The organism is Streptomyces alfalfae, from assembly GCF_004127445.1.
GTDB classification, from domain to species: Bacteria; Actinomycetota; Actinomycetes; order Streptomycetales; family Streptomycetaceae; genus Streptomyces; species Streptomyces alfalfae.
The window spans coordinates 25,666-41,175 of record NZ_QEXM01000046.1; the positions used below are offsets into that span (position 1 = coordinate 25,666).

Here is a 15,510-nt window from a genome sequence, read left to right on the forward strand (position 1 = left end):
CTCCGGGCCCCTCGTCGGAAACGACAACACAACAATCGGAATCCCGTGAGCATCGTCATCTACGCGCGTAGGGCGAGAGCGGCTACTCTCGTCCGCGTGAACGCTTCAGTTATTCCGGACAGCATCCAGGGCGACCCCTACGCCGCCGCCGACGCCGCCGCCGCGCGCCTGCGCGAGCTGACGGGCGCAGAGACCCACGACGTCGCCCTCGTGATGGGCTCCGGCTGGGCGCCGGCCGTCGGCGCGCTGGGCGAGCCGGAGGCGGAGTTCCCCGTCACCGAGCTGCCCGGCTTCCCGCCGCCGGCGGTCGAGGGCCACGGTGGCCGCATCCGCTCCATCAAGATCGGTGAGAAGCGGGCGCTGGTCTTCCTGGGCCGCACCCACTACTACGAGGGCCGCGGCGTGGCCGCCGTCTCGCACGGCGTGCGCACCGCGGTGGCCGCGGGCTGCAAGACGGTCGTCCTGACCAACGGCTGCGGCGGCCTGCGCGAGGGCATGCGGCCCGGCCAGCCGGTGCTGATCAGCGACCACCTCAACCTCACGGCGACGTCGCCGATCGTCGGGGCGAACTTCGTGGACCTGACCGATCTGTACTCGCCGCGGCTGCGGACGCTGTGCAAGGAGATCGACCCGTCCCTGGAGGAGGGTGTCTACGCGCAGTTCCCCGGCCCGCACTACGAGACTCCGGCGGAGATCCGCATGGCCCGCACGATCGGTGCGGACCTGGTCGGCATGTCCACCGTCCTGGAGGCGATCGCCGCGCGCGAGGCCGGGGCGGAGGTGCTGGGCATCTCCCTGGTCACGAACCTCGCCGCGGGCATGACGGGGGAGCCCCTCAACCACGAGGAGGTGCTCCAGGCGGGCCGCGACAGCGCCACGCGCATGGGCGAACTCCTCGGCCAGGTCCTCACCCGCATCTGACCCCACCCGGGGCCGGCCGTCCCGGCCTCCGCCCCACCAAGGCCGCCCGTCCCGGTTCCTGTGCACTACGGGGTCCCCCATCTGCCCAACCCCGGCGCTCCGCGCCGGATCCCTCCCACCCACCCGCCCGTTGCTCCGAGGCTTCGGGGGGATGGGGGGACCCCAGGGATGGGGGCCCAGGGGATGGGGGGACCCCAGGGGATGGGGGGACCCCAGGGGACGGAGAACCCCAGGGGGACGGAGAACCCCGAGGGATGGGGGACTCCGGGGGATGGGGTCCCCGAGGGATGGGGTCCCCCGAGGGAGAATGAATGGGACCCGGCACGGGACAGGAACCGGCCGACGGCCCGCAGACGCGATCCGACCGAAGGGGACGTGTCGGTATGTCCGCCCGGAGCACAGTACGCACGACTCCGGAGACCCGAAGCGACCCGACGGCCACGCAGGCGATAGCGAGGACGGACATACCGGCGCGGCCCCGCCCCACCCACGGACCGCAGACACAGCGACCACAACCGGCCGAGACCCGCCAGCACGGCCCCGCCACACACACGGACCGCAGACACAGCGACCACGACCACCCGAGACCCACCGGCACGGCCCCGCCACACGCGCGGGCCGGCGGCGCAACGGCCGAGGCCCGCCAGGACGGCCCCGCCCCACCCACGGCCCGCAGACGCAGCGACCGACCGGCCAAGCTCCACCGCCCCATAAGCGGACCCAAGGCGCACCGCCCCCCCGACAGACAGCGAAGCCGCAACGAAAGGCTGACGAGACGTGCAGGACACCTCCAACCTCATCGCGCGGGCCCAGGCCTGGCTGGCCGAGGACCCGGACCCCGAGACCCGCGACGAGCTGGCCAAGCTCATCGACGCCGAGGACACCGAAGAGCTGACCGCACGCTTCACCGGCACCCTCCAGTTCGGCACAGCGGGCCTCCGAGGCGAACTCGGCGCTGGCCCCATGCGGATGAACCGCTCCGTCGTCATCCGCGCCGCCGCCGGCCTGGCCGCCTACCTCAAGGCCAAGGGCCAGACCGACGCCCTGGTCGTCGTGGGCTACGACGCCCGCCACAAGTCCGCCGACTTCGCCCGCGACACCGCCGCCGTGATGACGGGCGCCGGTCTGAGGGCGGCCGTACTCCCCCGCCCCCTCCCCACCCCCGTACTCGCCTTCGCCATACGCCATCTCGGCGCGGCGGCAGGCGTAGAGGTGACGGCCAGCCACAACCCCCCGCGCGACAACGGCTACAAGGTCTACCTGGGCGACGGCTCCCAGATCGTCCCGCCCGCCGACGCGGAGATCGCCGCGGAGATCGACGCGATCCGCAGCCTGAACGACGTCCCGCGCCCGGAGACCGGCTGGGAGACGCTCACCGACGACGTCTTGGACGCCTACCTGGCCCGCACGGACGCGGTCCTGTCCCCGAAGTCCCCCCGCACCGCCCGCGCCGTCTACACGGCGATGCACGGCGTCGGCAAGGAAACCCTCCTCGCGGCGTTCGCCCGCGCCGGCTTCCCCGCCCCGGTGCTCGTGGCCGAGCAGGCCGAGCCGGACCCGGACTTCCCGACGGTCGCGTTCCCGAACCCGGAGGAGCCGGGCGCGATGGACCTGGCCTTCGCGACGGCGGCTCGTACGACGCCCGCCCCCGACCTGGTCATCGCCAACGACCCGGACGCGGACCGCTGCGCGGCGGCCGTCAAGGACGGCGACGAGTGGCGGATGCTGCGCGGCGACGAGGTGGGGGCGCTCCTCGCCGCGCACCTGGTGAAGCGCGGCGCACGCGGCACGTTCGCCGAGTCGATCGTCTCCTCCTCGCTCCTGGGCAGGATCGCGGCGAAGGCGGACCTCCCGTACGAGGAGACGCTGACCGGCTTCAAGTGGATCGCCCGCGTCGAGGGCCTGCGCTACGGCTACGAAGAGGCGCTCGGCTACTGCGTGGACCCCGACGGCGTACGCGACAAGGACGGCATCACGGCCGCGCTCCTGCTCACGGAGCTGGCGTCCGAGCTGAAGGAAGAGGGCCGCACGTTCCTCGACCTGCTCGACGACATCGCCGTGGAGCACGGCCTGCACGCCACCGACCAGCTGTCGGTCCGCGTGGAGGACCTGTCGCTGATCACGGACGCCATGCGCCGCCTGCGCGAGCAGCCGCCGACGGAGCTCGCGGGACTGCCCGTGACGAAGGCGGAGGACCTGACGCGCGGCACGGAGACGCTGCCGCCCACGGACGGCCTGCGCTACACCCTCGACGGAGCCCGCGTCATCGTCCGCCCGAGCGGCACCGAGCCGAAGCTCAAGTGCTACCTGGAGGTGGTCGTCCCGGTGGCGGAGAAGTCCGCCCTGCCGACGGCCCGCGCACGGGCGACGGACCTCCTGACGGCCATCAAGCGCGACCTCTCGGCGGCGGCGGGCATCTGAGGGCACGGCTGTGCAGAGGCGCAGCTGAGCCCGGCCCACCGGACTCAGCTCAGCTCCACCCGGTCAGCCCAGCCCCACCCGGCTCAGCCGGGCCGAAGCCCGGCCGCACCGGCGGACCACCCCTCCGGGTGATTCCGCCGAAGCAACTGACGCAGTGCCCCGGTGCGCTGCCGGTCCCCCAGGAAGGGAGGACCGGTAGCGCACTTTCACGTTCCGGGAGCCGCCGCTGTGCCGTACGGATTCTTCGAGCCCTCGACCGCCGCCCCGTCACGCGTCCCCGCGTCGAGGAGCCCGCAGGAGACCGGCCACGCACCGCGCGGCACGGCGTGGCGCGCGGCCCGCGCCCTGCGCCGGGCCTGGCCCGCCCTCGCCGGCTACGCGGCGGTACGCGGCCTCGGCCTGCTGGTGTTCACCGTGTGGGCACACCGCGAGCACCGCGGGGTGCGGCATCTGCTCATGGAATCCTGGGACTGCGACTGGTACCTGCGGATCGCGAGCGACGGCTACGCCCATGAGCTGGGCACCCGCATCGACGGCAACAACCTCGCCTTCTTCCCGCTCTACCCCCTCCTCGTCAGGGCGGGCGACGCCCTTCTGCCCTGGCTGCCGCGCGGCGCGGCGGGCCTCTCGGTCTCGCTGGCCGCCTCGCTGCTCGCGGCGTGGGGGATCTTCGCGGTCGGCGACCGGCTGTACGGCCGCACGGCCGGGGTCGTCCTCGCCGTGCTCTGGGGCAGCCTGCCGGTGGCCCTGGTGCAGTGGATGGGCTACACCGAGTCCCTGTTCACGGCGCTCTGCGCCTGGTCGCTGTACGCGGTGCTCAGTGGGCGGTGGCTGTGGGCGGGCTCCCTGGCGGCCCTGGCGGGCCTCACGCGCCCCACGGGCGTCGCGGTGGCCGCGGCGGTGTCCCTGACGGCCCTGCTCGCCCTGCGGCGGTCCTTCGCCGCACGGCCGCTGCTCGGCGCTGTCGTCGCACCCCTCGGCTGGCTCTCGTACGTCGCCTGGGTGGGCCTGCGGCTCGGCCGCTGGGACGGCTACTTCGCCGTGCAGAAGCTGTGGCGCAACGAGTGGGACGGCGGTGTCGCGACGCTGCGGCGGATGCGGGACGTGTTCCTCACCGAGCGGCCGGCGCTGTTCGTGGCGATGGTGACGGCGGTACTGCTCGGCTCGGTCGTGCTCTTCGTCCTGTCGGCGGGCGACCGGCAGCCGCTGCCGCTGCTCGTCTTCAGCGGCCTGCTGCTCGCGATCGTGCTGGGCAGCAGCGGCGTCTACTTCCCCCGGGCCCGCTTCCTGCTCCCCGGTTTCCCGCTGCTGCTGCCGGTCGCCGTGGCCCTGGCCCGCGCCAGGACGCACGTGCTGGTGACGTTGCTGGGCGCGGCGGCGCTCGTGTCGGCCGCGTTCGGCGGGCACATGCTGCTGGGGTGGCACGGGCCGCCGTAGGCGTCCGCCGCAGGCGTCCGCCGTAGGTGCCCGCCGCAGGTGCCCGCCGTCCCGGGTGGGATCAGGTGACGGGGGGATCAGGCGACGGGGGGATCAGGTGACGGGGGGATCAGGTGACCGCGAGCAGGACCGCGAGCAGGACCGCTCCGATCACGCTCGGCGCGACGATCTCGTAGGCCCAGCGGACCGTGGGCTCGCCCTGCGCCGTCTCGGCGTCGGCCTGCCGCTCGGCCAGCTCGCGGAGCTCGTCCATGGCCTGGTCGCCGTCGGAGCGGGTGGGCCGGGCGGCCGTGGGGTCGAGGAAGGGCCGTCCGCCCGTCACCGGGTCGCCCGCCGCCGCGGCCTGCGACTGCCTGCGGGCGGCCTTCTTGCGGCCGCGGAGGGAGACGGGGATGGCCCAGAGCTGGTACTTGGCGCCGGACGTGGTGAGCGCCTCGTTGGAGTAGCCGGAGCGGAGCGTCGCGATGGACGCCCAGGGCAGCGTGACGGTGCGGAAGGGGTTGCGGACGCGGAGCCGGTCGTCGTTGGCGTACACGGCGGGGCGCACGGTGAACGCCACGACCAGCGGGACCGCCAGGAGCAGCCCGGCGAGCGCGAGCCACGGGGTGCGGCCCTCGCCGCGGATGACGGCGTCGACGCCGAGCCAGGCGCCCAGGGCGAGCAGCAGGACGCCGCCCGCGATGCCGGCGGGGGACCGGAAGGTGCGGTCCTTGTATGCGGGCTCCGCCACGGGGTTCTGAGGGTCGCTCATACCCCGATTCTGCCTGACGTCGGGGGTGGGGGCCGTGGTGGGTGACTGTGGGGTGATATCGACCGGTCCCGGCCGCCAGGGCCCGTGCGCGGGGCGAGTCTCGGCCGGTCGTGGCCGCTGCGTCGGCGGCCCGTGCGTGTGGCGAGGCCACGCTGAGGGTCTCGGCCGATCGCGGCTACTGCTGCGCCTGCGGCCCGTGTGCGGAGCAGGACCGCGCTGGCGAGTCTCGGCCGGTCGTGGTCGCTGTGGCTGCGGTCCGCGTGCAGGCCGGGGACACGCTGGCGCGCCTCGGCCGGTCATGGCCGCTGCGGCTGCGGTCCGTGCGAGGGGCGGGGCTGCGCTGGCGGGTCTCGGGTGGTCGTGGCCGCTGCGCCTGCGGTCCGCGTGCGGGCCGGGGACACACTGACGAGTCTCGGCCGGTCATGGCCACTGCCGCGCCTGCGGTCCCTGTGTGTGGCGGGACCACGCTGGCGGGTCTCGGGTGGTCGTGGCCGCTGCGCCTGCGGTCCGCGTGCGGGCCGGGACCGCGCTGGCGGGTCTCGGCCGGTTGTGGTCGCTGTGTCTGCGGTCCGTGGGTGGGGCGGGGCCGCGCCGGTATGTCCGTCCTCGCTATCGCCTGCGTGGCCGTCGGGTCGCTTCGGGTCTCCGGAGTCGTGCGTACTGTGCTCCGGGCGGACATACCGACACGTCCCCTTCGGTCGGATCGCGTCTGCGGGCCGTCGGCCGGTTCCTGTCCCGTGCCGGGTCCCATTCATTCTCCCTCGGGGAGCCATCCCTCGGGGTCCCCCATCCCCTTGGGCCCCATACCCGTGGGCCCCCGGAGTCCTCCGTCCCCCCTGGGCCCCTCTTCCTCGGGGCCACATCCCCCTGGCACCCCCACCCCTCGGAGTCCCCCAACCCCCTGGATCCCCATCCCTCGGAACCCTCCACCCCCTGGGGGCCCTCTATCCCTTGGGGTCCCATACCCTTGGGGTCCCCCATCCCCCGGAGTCCTCCGTCCCCTGGGGTCCCCCCATCCCCTCGAAGCCCGGAGTAACGGGCGGGTGGGTGGGAGAGATCCGGTGCGGAGCGCCGGGGCAGGGTGGACCCGGGGTAACCGGCGGCGACCACCGCGAGGGCACACGCGGGGTACCGCCAACACCGAGAGGACACCGCAGAGCACCGCGAGGCCACCCGCAGGCACCGCAAGGACACCGCAGAGCACCGCGAGGCCACCCGCAGCCACCCCGAGGCCGTCCGCAGGGCACCCCAAGCCGGCGCGAGGAAGGAGACCCGGGGCACCCCGCGGCGACCGCCGCGAGGCTGGAGGCCGGGCCGCGGCGGGGGCTGCCGCGAGGACAGCCGCCCCTGTACAGCCGCTACGCGCGTAGATATGCTCAGCTCGTGACCATGCCCACTGCATTCGCTGACGTGACCGCGTCCGACAGCACGCTCCGCCGCTTCCTCCACGGGCTGCCCGGCGTCGACGCGGTCGGCCTGGAGGCGCGTGCCGCCTCGCTCGGAACCCGTTCGATCAAGACCACGGCCAAGGCGTACGCCATCGACCTGGCCATCTCGATGATCGACCTGACGACCCTTGAGGGCGCCGACACCCCCGGCAAGGTCCGGGCGCTCGGCGCGAAGGCCGTCAACCCCGACCCCACGGACCGCGGCACGCCGCGCACCGCCGCCGTCTGCGTCTATCCGGACATGGTCGCCACCGCCAAGGCGGCCGTCGGGGACAGCGGCGTGAAGGTCGCCTCCGTGGCGACCGCCTTCCCCGCGGGCCGCGCCGCCATCGACGTGAAGCTGGGCGACGTGCGCGAGGCCGTCGCCGCTGGCGCCGACGAGATCGACATGGTCATCGACCGGGGCGCGTTCCTCGCCGGCGACTACATGACGGTGTTCGAGCAGATCCGCGCCGTGAAGGAGGCCTGCGGCACCGCCCGCCTGAAGGTCATCTTCGAGACCGGCGAGCTCTCGACGTACGACAACATCAGGCGCGCGAGCTGGATCGGCATGATCGCGGGCGCCGACTTCATCAAGACCTCGACCGGCAAGGTCGGCGTCAACGCCACCCCGGCCAACACCCTGCTCATGCTGGAGGCCGTCCGCGACTTCCGCGCGCAGACCGGTGTGCAGATCGGCGTGAAGCCCGCCGGCGGCATCCGTTCGACCAAGGACGCGGTGAAGTTCCTCGTACTCGTCAACGAGACGGCGGGGCCCGACTGGCTGGACAGCCACTGGTTCCGCTTCGGCGCCTCGTCGCTCCTCAACGACCTGCTGATGCAGCGCCAGAAGCTGGCCACCGGCCGCTACTCCGGCCCCGACTACGTGACGGTGGACTGATCCAGATGACTTCCCCCTTCGAGTACGCCCCGGCGCCCGAGTCCCGCTCGGTCGTCGACATCGCGCCGAGCTACGGCCTGTTCATCGACGGCGAGTTCACCGAGGCCGCCGACGGCAAGGTCTTCAAGACGGTCTCCCCCGCCACGGAAGAGGTCCTCTCCGAGGTCGCGCAGGCCGGCGAGGCCGATGTCGACCGCGCGGTGCGGGCCGCCCGCAAGGCGTTCGAGACCTGGTCGGCGCTGCCGGGCGCCGAGCGCGCCAAGTACCTCTTCCGGATCGCCCGCATCATCCAGGAGCGCAGCCGCGAGCTGGCCGTCCTGGAGACGCTGGACAACGGCAAGCCCATCAAGGAGACCCGCGACGCCGACCTCCCGCTGGTCGCCGCGCACTTCTTCTACTACGCGGGCTGGGCCGACAAGCTCGACCACGCCGGGTACGGGAAGAACCCCGCGCCGCTGGGCGTCGCGGGCCAGGTCATCCCCTGGAACTTCCCGCTCCTGATGCTGGCCTGGAAGATCGCCCCGGCGCTCGCGACCGGCAACACGGTCGTCCTGAAGCCCGCCGAGACGACTCCGCTGTCCGCGCTGTTCTTCGCGGACATCTGCCGCCAGGCGGGCCTGCCCAACGGCGTCGTCAACATCCTGCCCGGGTACGGCGACGCGGGCGCGGCCCTGACCGCCCACCCCGACGTGGACAAGGTCGCCTTCACCGGCTCCACCGCCGTCGGCAAGGCCATCGCCCGCCAGGTCGCGGGCACGGACAAGAAGGTCACGCTCGAACTGGGCGGCAAGGGCGCGAACATCGTCTTCGACGACGCCCCCATCGACCAGGCCGTCGAGGGCATCGTCACCGGCATCTTCTTCAACCAGGGCCAGGTCTGCTGCGCCGGGTCGCGTCTCCTCGTGCAGGAGTCGATCCAGGAGGAGCTGCTCGACTCGCTCAAGCGGCGTCTGTCCACCCTGCGCCTCGGCGACCCGCTGGACAAGAACACCGACATCGGCGCCATCAACTCCGCCGAGCAGCTCGCCCGCATCACCGCGCTCGCCGACACCGGCGAGGCGGAGGGCGCCGAGCGCTGGTCGGCCCCGTGCGAGCTGCCGGAGAACGGCTACTGGTTCGCGCCGACCCTCTTCACCAACGTCACGCAGGCGCACACCATCGCCCGCGACGAGATCTTCGGCCCGGTGCTGTCCGTCCTGTCCTTCCGCACCCCGGACGAGGCGGTCGCCAAGGCCAACAACACGCAGTACGGCCTCTCCGCCGGCATCTGGACGGAGAAGGGTTCGCGCATCCTCGCGGTCGCGAACAAGCTCCGGGCGGGCGTCGTCTGGGCCAACACTTTCAACAAGTTCGACCCGACGTCGCCGTTCGGCGGCTACAAGGAGTCGGGCTTCGGCCGCGAGGGCGGCCGGCACGGGCTGGAGGCGTACCTCGATGTCTGACCGACTCACGGTTCTGAAGACCTACAAGCTGTACGTCGGGGGCAAGTTCCCCCGCTCCGAGAGCGGCCGGGTGTACGAGGTGAACGACTCAAAGGGCAGGTGGCTCGCGAACGCCCCCCTCGCCTCCCGCAAGGACGCCCGTGACGCGGTCGTCGCCGCCCGCAAGGCGTTCGGCGGCTGGTCGGGCGCGACCGCGTACAACCGCGGCCAGGTCCTCTACCGCGTCGCGGAGATGCTGGAGGGCCGCAAGGACCAGTTCGTGCGGGAGGTCAGGGACGCGGAGGGCATCTCCAAGTCCGAGGCCGCCGCGCAGGTCGACGCGGCGATCGACCGCTGGGTCTGGTACGCGGGCTGGACCGACAAGATCGCCCAGGTGATGGGCGGGGCGAACCCGGTCGCGGGCCCGTTCTTCAACCTGTCGACGCCGGAGCCGACGGGCGTCGTCACGGTCGTCGCGCCCCAGGAGTCGTCGTTCCTGGGCCTGGTCTCGGTGCTCGCCCCGGTGATCGCGACGGGCAACACGGCCGTGGTGATCGCCTCGGAGAGGTTCCCGCTGCCCGCCCTCTCGCTGGGCGAGGTCCTCGCGACCTCCGACGTGCCCGGCGGCGTGGTGAACATCCTCACCGGGAAGACCGCCGAGATCGCGGCCCCGCTCGCCGCCCACCAGGACGTCAACGCGATCGACCTGACGGGCGCGGACGCCGGCCTGGCGCGCGAGCTTGAGGTCGCCGCGGCCGACAACCTCAAGCGCGTGCTGCGTCCACAGGCTGTGGACTTCTCGGCCGACCCGGGCACGCACCGCCTGACGGCCTTCCTGGAGACCAAGACGGTCTGGCACCCCACGGGTTCGCTGGGCGCGTCGGGCTCGGCCTACTAGCCGCTTCTCCGCACACCGGAGCCCCGGCCTCCGCCGTCCAGGAGACCGGGGCTCCGCCATGTCCGCCGCCGCTAGCCGGGCAGCAGCCCCGCCGCGGCGCCCACCACCGGCAGGTCGTCCAGGGAGCCGCCCCGGGTGACCGGGTCGGTGACGGCTGCCGTGCTGACCGGCCGGAAGTCCGCGACCTGCGTGCCGAGGGAGTTGTCGAGCGGGTCGATGCCGGTGTTCGCCAGCGGGTCCAGCTGCAGCGACTTGGCGGGGCCGACGCCGCTCCTCGTCACACTGAGCGCCGCGTCCGTCAGACCCCCGAGAGCCGTGGCGTCCTCCGGCGCGGCGGCCGCGTGCGGCGCGGGGACGGGCTCCGCGGCGCCGGCGGCCGTGGCGCCCACGCCGAGCGCGGCGCCGGCCGCGGTGAGCGTCAGTCCCGCGCGCAGCAGTGCGCGGACGCCGGACCCGGGTGACGTGTGTGCCGCATGTCGTGCCATGAGTACCGCCCATATCCAGGTGAGATGAGTAAGCGCGCGAGCACGTACCGTAGTTGACGCCGCCCGCGCGGCGCCACAGGCGACCCGCGGCCCGGACGCGCGTTCGCACGCCCCTCCGCGGTCCGTTCACGGCCGGTATGGGCAGGCTTCGGCGCGCCGTTGATAATGACTTCCGACCACGCCGAGTCGAACCAACATCTGAAAAGGGTCAGTGCATTGGGCTCCCATCCCCCGATACCCACGCGCGTCGTGCTGCTCTGCGGCCCCTCGGGCTCGGGCAAGTCCGTCTTCGCCGCCCGCTCCGGGCTCCCCGTGCTCTGCCTCGACGACTTCTACAAGGAGGGCGACGACCCGACGCTGCCGCAGGTGCCCGGCAGCCCGGACATCGACTGGGACTCCCCCGCCTCGTGGGACGCGGACGTGGCGCTCGCCGCCATCGAGGAGCTGTGCCGTACGGGGCACACGAAGGTGCCGGTGTACTCCATCGCGACCAGCTCGCGCACCGGCCGGGAGTCGCTGGACATCGGGCGCTCGCCGCTGTTCATCGCCGAGGGCATCTTCGCGGCGGACATCGTGGAGCGGTGCCGGGAGATCGGCGTGCTCGCCGACGCGATCTGTCTGCGGGGGCGGCCCTCGACCACGTTCCGCCGGCGGCTGCTCCGTGATCTGCGGGAGGGCCGCAAGTCCGTGGCGTTCCTGCTGCGCAGGGGCTGGCGGCTCATGCGCGCCGAGCGCGAGATCGTCGCACGGCAGGCCGCCCTCGGGGCGTATCCCTGCGGGGCCGACGAGGCGTGGGGGCGGGTCGCCGTCGCGGCGGCGGGACGGCGGGACACGGCCCGAGCCGACGTGGCGTGAACCGGCGCGGCGCGCCCCCGCCCGCTCGTTCCGCGCCCGGGAACGCGCCCGGGAACTCGTGCGGAAAACGCGCCCGGAAAGGCAGAAGGACCGGAAAGACCCCCCGGCCTTCCGGTCCCGCTGCTTCTCTCCCCCGTGATCCCCGTTGTTCCCCCGTGCTCCGCCGCGTCCCCCCGGAGCGGCGGCCCCCGTGCTTCCCCCGTGTCTCCCCCCGATCCTTCAGGCGACCAACTCGCCGAAGGACTCCTCCTGGTCACGGCCGAAGCTGAGGACCTCGTCCTCGCGCAGCCGGCGGAGCGACCGCCAGATGCTGGACTTCACCGTGCCCACGCTGATGTCGAGGATGTCCGCGATCTCCGGGTCGGTGCGGCCCTCGTAGTACCGGAGGACCAGCATCGTGCGCTGGAGTTCGGGCAGCCGGGCCAGGGCCTGCCACAGCACGGCGCGCAGCTCGGTGCCGCGCATCGCGTCCGTGTCGCCCACCGTCTCCGGCAGTTCCTCGGTCGGGTACTCGTTCAGCTTGCGGCGGCGCCACGCGCTGATGTGCAGGTTCGTCATGGTGCGGCGGAGGTAGCCCCCGACCGCGGCCTTGTCGCTGATCCGGTCCCAGGCCCGGTACGTGGAGAAGAGGGCGCTCTGCAGCAGGTCCTCGGCCTCGTACCGGTCACCGGTCAGGTGGTAGGCGGTGGCGTACAGAGAGGCGCGGCGTTCCTGGACGTAGGCGGTGAACTCCGCCTCCGACAAGGTCTTCCGCTCCCCCGAGGCCTCTCCGTACGCGGTTCCCCCGTGCGGTGCGTCAACCACCGTCATGTACGCGGTGTGCTGACGCCCGGTGCCGCGAGCGCACCCCCGCCCGCTCACGGCACCGGACTTCTCAGAGCTCCGGCCGACGTCGTGGAGACGCGTGACAACTGCGCTTGACCTGGTGCTGTGCAGCGTACTCATCTCGCGCCCCCCGTCGGGTGGAGTCCGGTTCGTTCGGTCTGTGCTGTGGTGCTCGTTCCGTCTGACCAAAAGATTGCCGGACCGACTTCATGACGGTGTCCGCCGACTGTCACAGGCCTGTCACAGGGGTCCGGCGCCCCTTCCGTGCGTGAGGGTGAGGTGAGGGAGCGCTCCAGCAGTCGTACTGGAGCCCTGCCATGGGACAGAATGACGTTCGTGCCTTCCCTGTTGCTGATCGAGGACGACGACGCCATCCGGACGGCCCTGGAGCTTTCGCTGACGCGCCAGGGACACCGGGTGGCCACTGCTGCCACCGGCGAGGACGGCCTGAAGCTGCTCAGCGAGCAGCGGCCGGACCTGATCGTGCTGGATGTGATGCTGCCGGGCATCGACGGGTTCGAGGTGTGCCGTCGCATCCGGCGCACCGACCAGTTGCCGATCATCCTGCTCACCGCGCGCAGTGACGACATCGACGTGGTCGTGGGCCTGGAGTCCGGCGCCGACGACTACGTGGTCAAACCCGTGCAGGGCCGTGTCCTCGACGCCCGGATCCGGGCCGTGCTGCGGCGCGGCGAGCGCGAGGCGAACGACGCGGCGACGTTCGGTTCGCTGGTCATCGACCGCGCCGCGATGACCGTGACGAAGAACGGCGAGGACCTCCAGCTCACCCCCACCGAGCTGCGGCTCCTCCTCGAACTGAGCCGCAGGCCCGGGCAGGCGCTGTCGCGGCAGCAGTTGCTGCGCCTGGTCTGGGAGCACGACTACCTCGGTGACTCCCGGCTCGTCGACGCGTGCGTGCAGCGGCTGCGCGCCAAGGTCGAGGACGTGCCGTCGTCGCCCACCCTGATCCGTACGGTGCGCGGGGTCGGATACCGGCTGGACACGCCTCAGTGACCAAAGCGCAGGACAAGCTCCGCGGGCTGCCCGCGGCGCGCAAGGCCCTCCTGGCGGGGTTGCGCTTCACGAGTCTGCGGCTGCGGCTCGTCCTGGTGTTCGCCCTGGTGGCGCTCACCGCCGCCGTCTCCGCGTCCGGCATCGCGTACTGGCTCAACCGCGAGGCCGTGCTGACGCGCGCGCAGGACGCGGCGCTGAAGGACTTCCGGCAGCAGATGCAGACCCGGGCCGGCGCGCTGCCCGCCAGCCCCTCGCAGGAGGAACTGCAGATCGCGGCCGGGCAGATGGCGAACAGCAGCCAGCGCTACAGCGTGCTGCTCGTCGCCGAGAAGAAGGGCGGCGGCCGGATAGTCGGCTACTCCGACCTGGACGCCTTCACGCTCGCCAAGGTCCCCGCCTCGCTGCAGAAGGCGGTGACCAAGCGGCAGCCGGTCACCTCGGGCAACAAGAGCGCCTACCACCTGTACTGGCAGCGGACCTCCGAGCACGGCACCCCGTACCTCGTCGGCGGCGCCAAGGTGATCGGCGGCGGCCCGACCGGCTACATGCTGAAGTCCCTCGAACCGGAGGCCAAGGACCTCAGTTCGCTCGGCTGGTCCCTCGCGATCGCCACCGCGCTGGCCCTGATCGGCTCCGCGCTGCTCGCCCAGGCCGCCGCCACGACCGTGCTCAAACCGGTGCACCGCCTCGGGGTCGCCGCGCGCAGGCTGGGCGAGGGCAAGCTCGACACCCGGCTGCGCGTCTCCGGCACCGATGAACTCGCGGACCTGTCGCGCACGTTCAACAGGACCGCCGAGAACCTGGAGAAGAAGGTCGCCGACATGAGCGCCCGCGACGAGGCCTCGCGCCGCTTCGTCGCCGACATGTCGCACGAGCTGCGCACCCCGCTGACCGCCATCACGGCCGTGACCGAGGTCCTGGAGGAGGAGCTGGACGCGGAGACCGGCTCGGTGGACCCGATGATCGAGCCCGCCGTACGCCTCGTGGTGAGCGAGACGCGCCGCCTGAACGACCTCGTGGAGAACCTCATGGAGGTGACCCGCTTCGACGCGGGCACCGCGCGCCTGGTCCTGGACGACGTGGACATCGCCGACCAGATCACCGCGTGCATCGACGCCCGCGCCTGGCTGGACGCGGTCGAGCTGGACGCCGAGCGCGGCATCACCGTGCGGCTCGACCCGCGCAGGCTCGACGTGATCCTCGCCAACCTGATCGGCAACGCCCTCAAGCACGGCGGTTCCCCGGTGAACGTCTCCGTGCGCCTGGAGGACGCCGAGCTCGTCATCGCCGTACGCGATCACGGTCCCGGCATCCCCGAGGACGTCCTGCCGCACGTCTTCGACCGCTTCTACAAGGCGAGCGCGTCCCGGCCGCGGTCCGAGGGCAGCGGTCTGGGCCTGTCCATCGCCCTGGAGAACGCGCACATCCACGGCGGCGAGATCTCCGCGGCCAACTGTCCGGAGGGCGGCGCGGTCTTCACGCTGCGGCTGCCGCGGGACGGCGGCAGCGCCGACGAGCGTGCCGAGACCGAGGGAGGCCCCGCATGACCGGGCGTCGGATACGCGCCGCGGTCGTCACCGCCGTCCTGGCCGCCGGGCTCGCCGGATGCGGGATCAGGTCCACGGAGGTGCCGACCGACTTCGGGCCCGCGCCGTCGCGGGTGCCGTGCCTGATGTCGGGCTCCAGCATCGCCTCGCAGTCGGGCAGCGAGGTCCCCGTGCAGGTCTTCCTGGTCTGCGCGGCGCAGCTCGTGACCGTCGACCGTGCCGTGCGGGTCCACGAGGGCAAGGCGACCACCGACCGGGTGCGGATCGCGCAGGCCCTGCTCGACGAGCTGGCGGCGTCCCCTTCGGAGGGCGAGAAGCAGGCCGGCTTCGCCACGGACGTACGCGGCGGGATCACGGTCTCCGGGCCCGCGCGGGGCGAGCCCGAGGAGGCGGTGCGCCTGAGCAGGCCGCCGCAGGATCTCTCCGCGTTCGCGCTCGCGCAGATCGTGTGCACCCTGGCCGACAGCGCCGCGTCGGCCGAGGACCAGACGGTGATCATGGGCGGTCCCGGGGGTGATCCGCTGCGGCGCTACACGTGCGCGCCGGAGGTCCGGTCGCGGCCGGGCTCGGCGGAGCCGCCTTCTGAGACGGTGCGGTAACGGAAGCG

General features: G+C 72.8%; 13 protein-coding genes. 10 read left to right on the plus strand and 3 right to left on the minus strand.

The genetic code is table 11. The annotated features are described in order from the left end of the window. The first annotated feature begins 96 nt into the window (after positions 1–96). From DCW30_RS28495 to DCW30_RS28505, 3 genes are all read left to right on the plus strand, one after another. Positions 97–921, plus strand: a complete 825-nt coding sequence (locus DCW30_RS28495) for a purine-nucleoside phosphorylase (RefSeq protein WP_076684845.1) — start codon at positions 97–99, stop codon at positions 919–921. A 777-nt stretch (positions 922–1,698) separates the two neighbouring features. After that, the gene (locus tag DCW30_RS28500; RefSeq protein ID WP_076684846.1) at positions 1,699–3,342 is read left to right on the plus strand and encodes a phospho-sugar mutase; all 1,644 of its coding nucleotides are present in this window, start codon (positions 1,699–1,701) and stop codon (positions 3,340–3,342) included. Positions 3,343–3,570: 228 nt separating this feature from the next. Then, on the plus strand, positions 3,571–4,779 hold the full coding sequence (locus DCW30_RS28505; RefSeq protein ID WP_076684847.1) for a hypothetical protein: 1,209 nt from the start codon (positions 3,571–3,573) through the stop codon (positions 4,777–4,779). A 109-nt stretch (positions 4,780–4,888) separates the two neighbouring features. Here the strand turns inward: DCW30_RS28505 and DCW30_RS28510 are convergent, their stop codons facing one another. Further along, positions 4,889–5,530, minus strand: a complete 642-nt coding sequence (locus tag DCW30_RS28510) for a PH domain-containing protein (RefSeq protein ID WP_076684848.1) — start codon at positions 5,528–5,530, stop codon at positions 4,889–4,891. A gap of 1,389 nt (positions 5,531–6,919) precedes the next feature. Here DCW30_RS28510 and deoC point away from each other — a divergent pair. From deoC to DCW30_RS28525, 3 genes are read left to right on the plus strand one after another with little or no spacing between them, the layout of a single operon-like run. Further along, a complete protein-coding gene (gene deoC / locus DCW30_RS28515) occupies positions 6,920–7,858 on the plus strand; it encodes a deoxyribose-phosphate aldolase (RefSeq protein WP_103557615.1) in 939 nt (312 codons plus the stop codon). Between the two features lie 5 nt (positions 7,859–7,863). Beyond that, the gene (locus DCW30_RS28520) at positions 7,864–9,300 is read left to right on the plus strand and encodes an aldehyde dehydrogenase family protein (protein WP_062782629.1); all 1,437 of its coding nucleotides are present in this window, start codon (positions 7,864–7,866) and stop codon (positions 9,298–9,300) included. Continuing rightward, positions 9,293–10,177 (plus strand): aldehyde dehydrogenase family protein, encoded by an 885-nt coding sequence (locus tag DCW30_RS28525; protein WP_076684849.1) that lies wholly within the window; start codon positions 9,293–9,295, stop codon positions 10,175–10,177. Before DCW30_RS28520 ends, DCW30_RS28525 begins: the two co-directional genes overlap by 8 nt. A 71-nt stretch (positions 10,178–10,248) precedes the next feature. Here the strand turns inward: DCW30_RS28525 and DCW30_RS28530 are convergent, their stop codons facing one another. Next, entirely contained in the window at positions 10,249–10,662 is a 414-nt protein-coding gene (locus DCW30_RS28530; protein WP_076684850.1) for a hypothetical protein, read from the minus strand. Positions 10,663–10,878: 216 nt separating this feature from the next. Between DCW30_RS28530 and DCW30_RS28535 the strand changes: the two genes are divergently transcribed. Then, entirely contained in the window at positions 10,879–11,517 is a 639-nt protein-coding gene (locus tag DCW30_RS28535) for a uridine kinase family protein (protein WP_076684851.1), read from the plus strand. Between the two features lie 219 nt (positions 11,518–11,736). Here DCW30_RS28535 and DCW30_RS28540 read toward each other — a convergent pair whose 3' ends face one another. Next, the gene (locus DCW30_RS28540) at positions 11,737–12,462 is read right to left on the minus strand and encodes a SigE family RNA polymerase sigma factor (RefSeq protein ID WP_076684852.1); all 726 of its coding nucleotides are present in this window, start codon (positions 12,460–12,462) and stop codon (positions 11,737–11,739) included. A gap of 216 nt (positions 12,463–12,678) precedes the next feature. Here DCW30_RS28540 and afsQ1 point away from each other — a divergent pair, with 216 nt between their 5' ends. The 3 genes from afsQ1 to DCW30_RS28555 are packed head-to-tail and all read left to right on the plus strand — an operon-like array spanning position 12,679 to position 15,502. After that, positions 12,679–13,356, plus strand: coding sequence for a two-component system response regulator AfsQ1 (gene afsQ1, locus DCW30_RS28545; protein WP_030562528.1), 678 nt, complete (start codon positions 12,679–12,681; stop codon positions 13,354–13,356). After that, the gene (locus DCW30_RS28550) at positions 13,254–14,903 is read left to right on the plus strand and encodes an ATP-binding protein (RefSeq protein WP_373569026.1); all 1,650 of its coding nucleotides are present in this window, start codon (positions 13,254–13,256) and stop codon (positions 14,901–14,903) included. The genes afsQ1 and DCW30_RS28550 overlap by 103 nt, the downstream gene beginning before the upstream one ends. Beyond that, positions 14,900–15,502, plus strand: a complete 603-nt coding sequence (locus DCW30_RS28555; RefSeq protein ID WP_076684853.1) for a hypothetical protein — start codon at positions 14,900–14,902, stop codon at positions 15,500–15,502. Before DCW30_RS28550 ends, DCW30_RS28555 begins: the two co-directional genes overlap by 4 nt. The last annotated feature ends 8 nt before the right edge of the window (positions 15,503–15,510 follow it).

Coding starts and splice junctions, on each gene's coding strand:
- DCW30_RS28510 (WP_076684848.1), bottom strand. CDS start 5,530: ATGAGCGACCCTCAGAACCCCGTGGCGGAGCCCGCATACAAGGACCGC.
- deoC (WP_103557615.1), top strand. CDS start 6,920: ATGCCCACTGCATTCGCTGACGTGACCGCGTCCGACAGCACGCTCCGC.
- DCW30_RS28520 (WP_062782629.1), top strand. CDS start 7,864: ATGACTTCCCCCTTCGAGTACGCCCCGGCGCCCGAGTCCCGCTCGGTC.
- DCW30_RS28525 (WP_076684849.1), top strand. CDS start 9,293: ATGTCTGACCGACTCACGGTTCTGAAGACCTACAAGCTGTACGTCGGG.
- DCW30_RS28530 (WP_076684850.1), bottom strand. CDS start 10,662: ATGGCACGACATGCGGCACACACGTCACCCGGGTCCGGCGTCCGCGCA.
- DCW30_RS28540 (WP_076684852.1), bottom strand. CDS start 12,462: ATGAGTACGCTGCACAGCACCAGGTCAAGCGCAGTTGTCACGCGTCTC.
- DCW30_RS28555 (WP_076684853.1), top strand. CDS start 14,900: ATGACCGGGCGTCGGATACGCGCCGCGGTCGTCACCGCCGTCCTGGCC.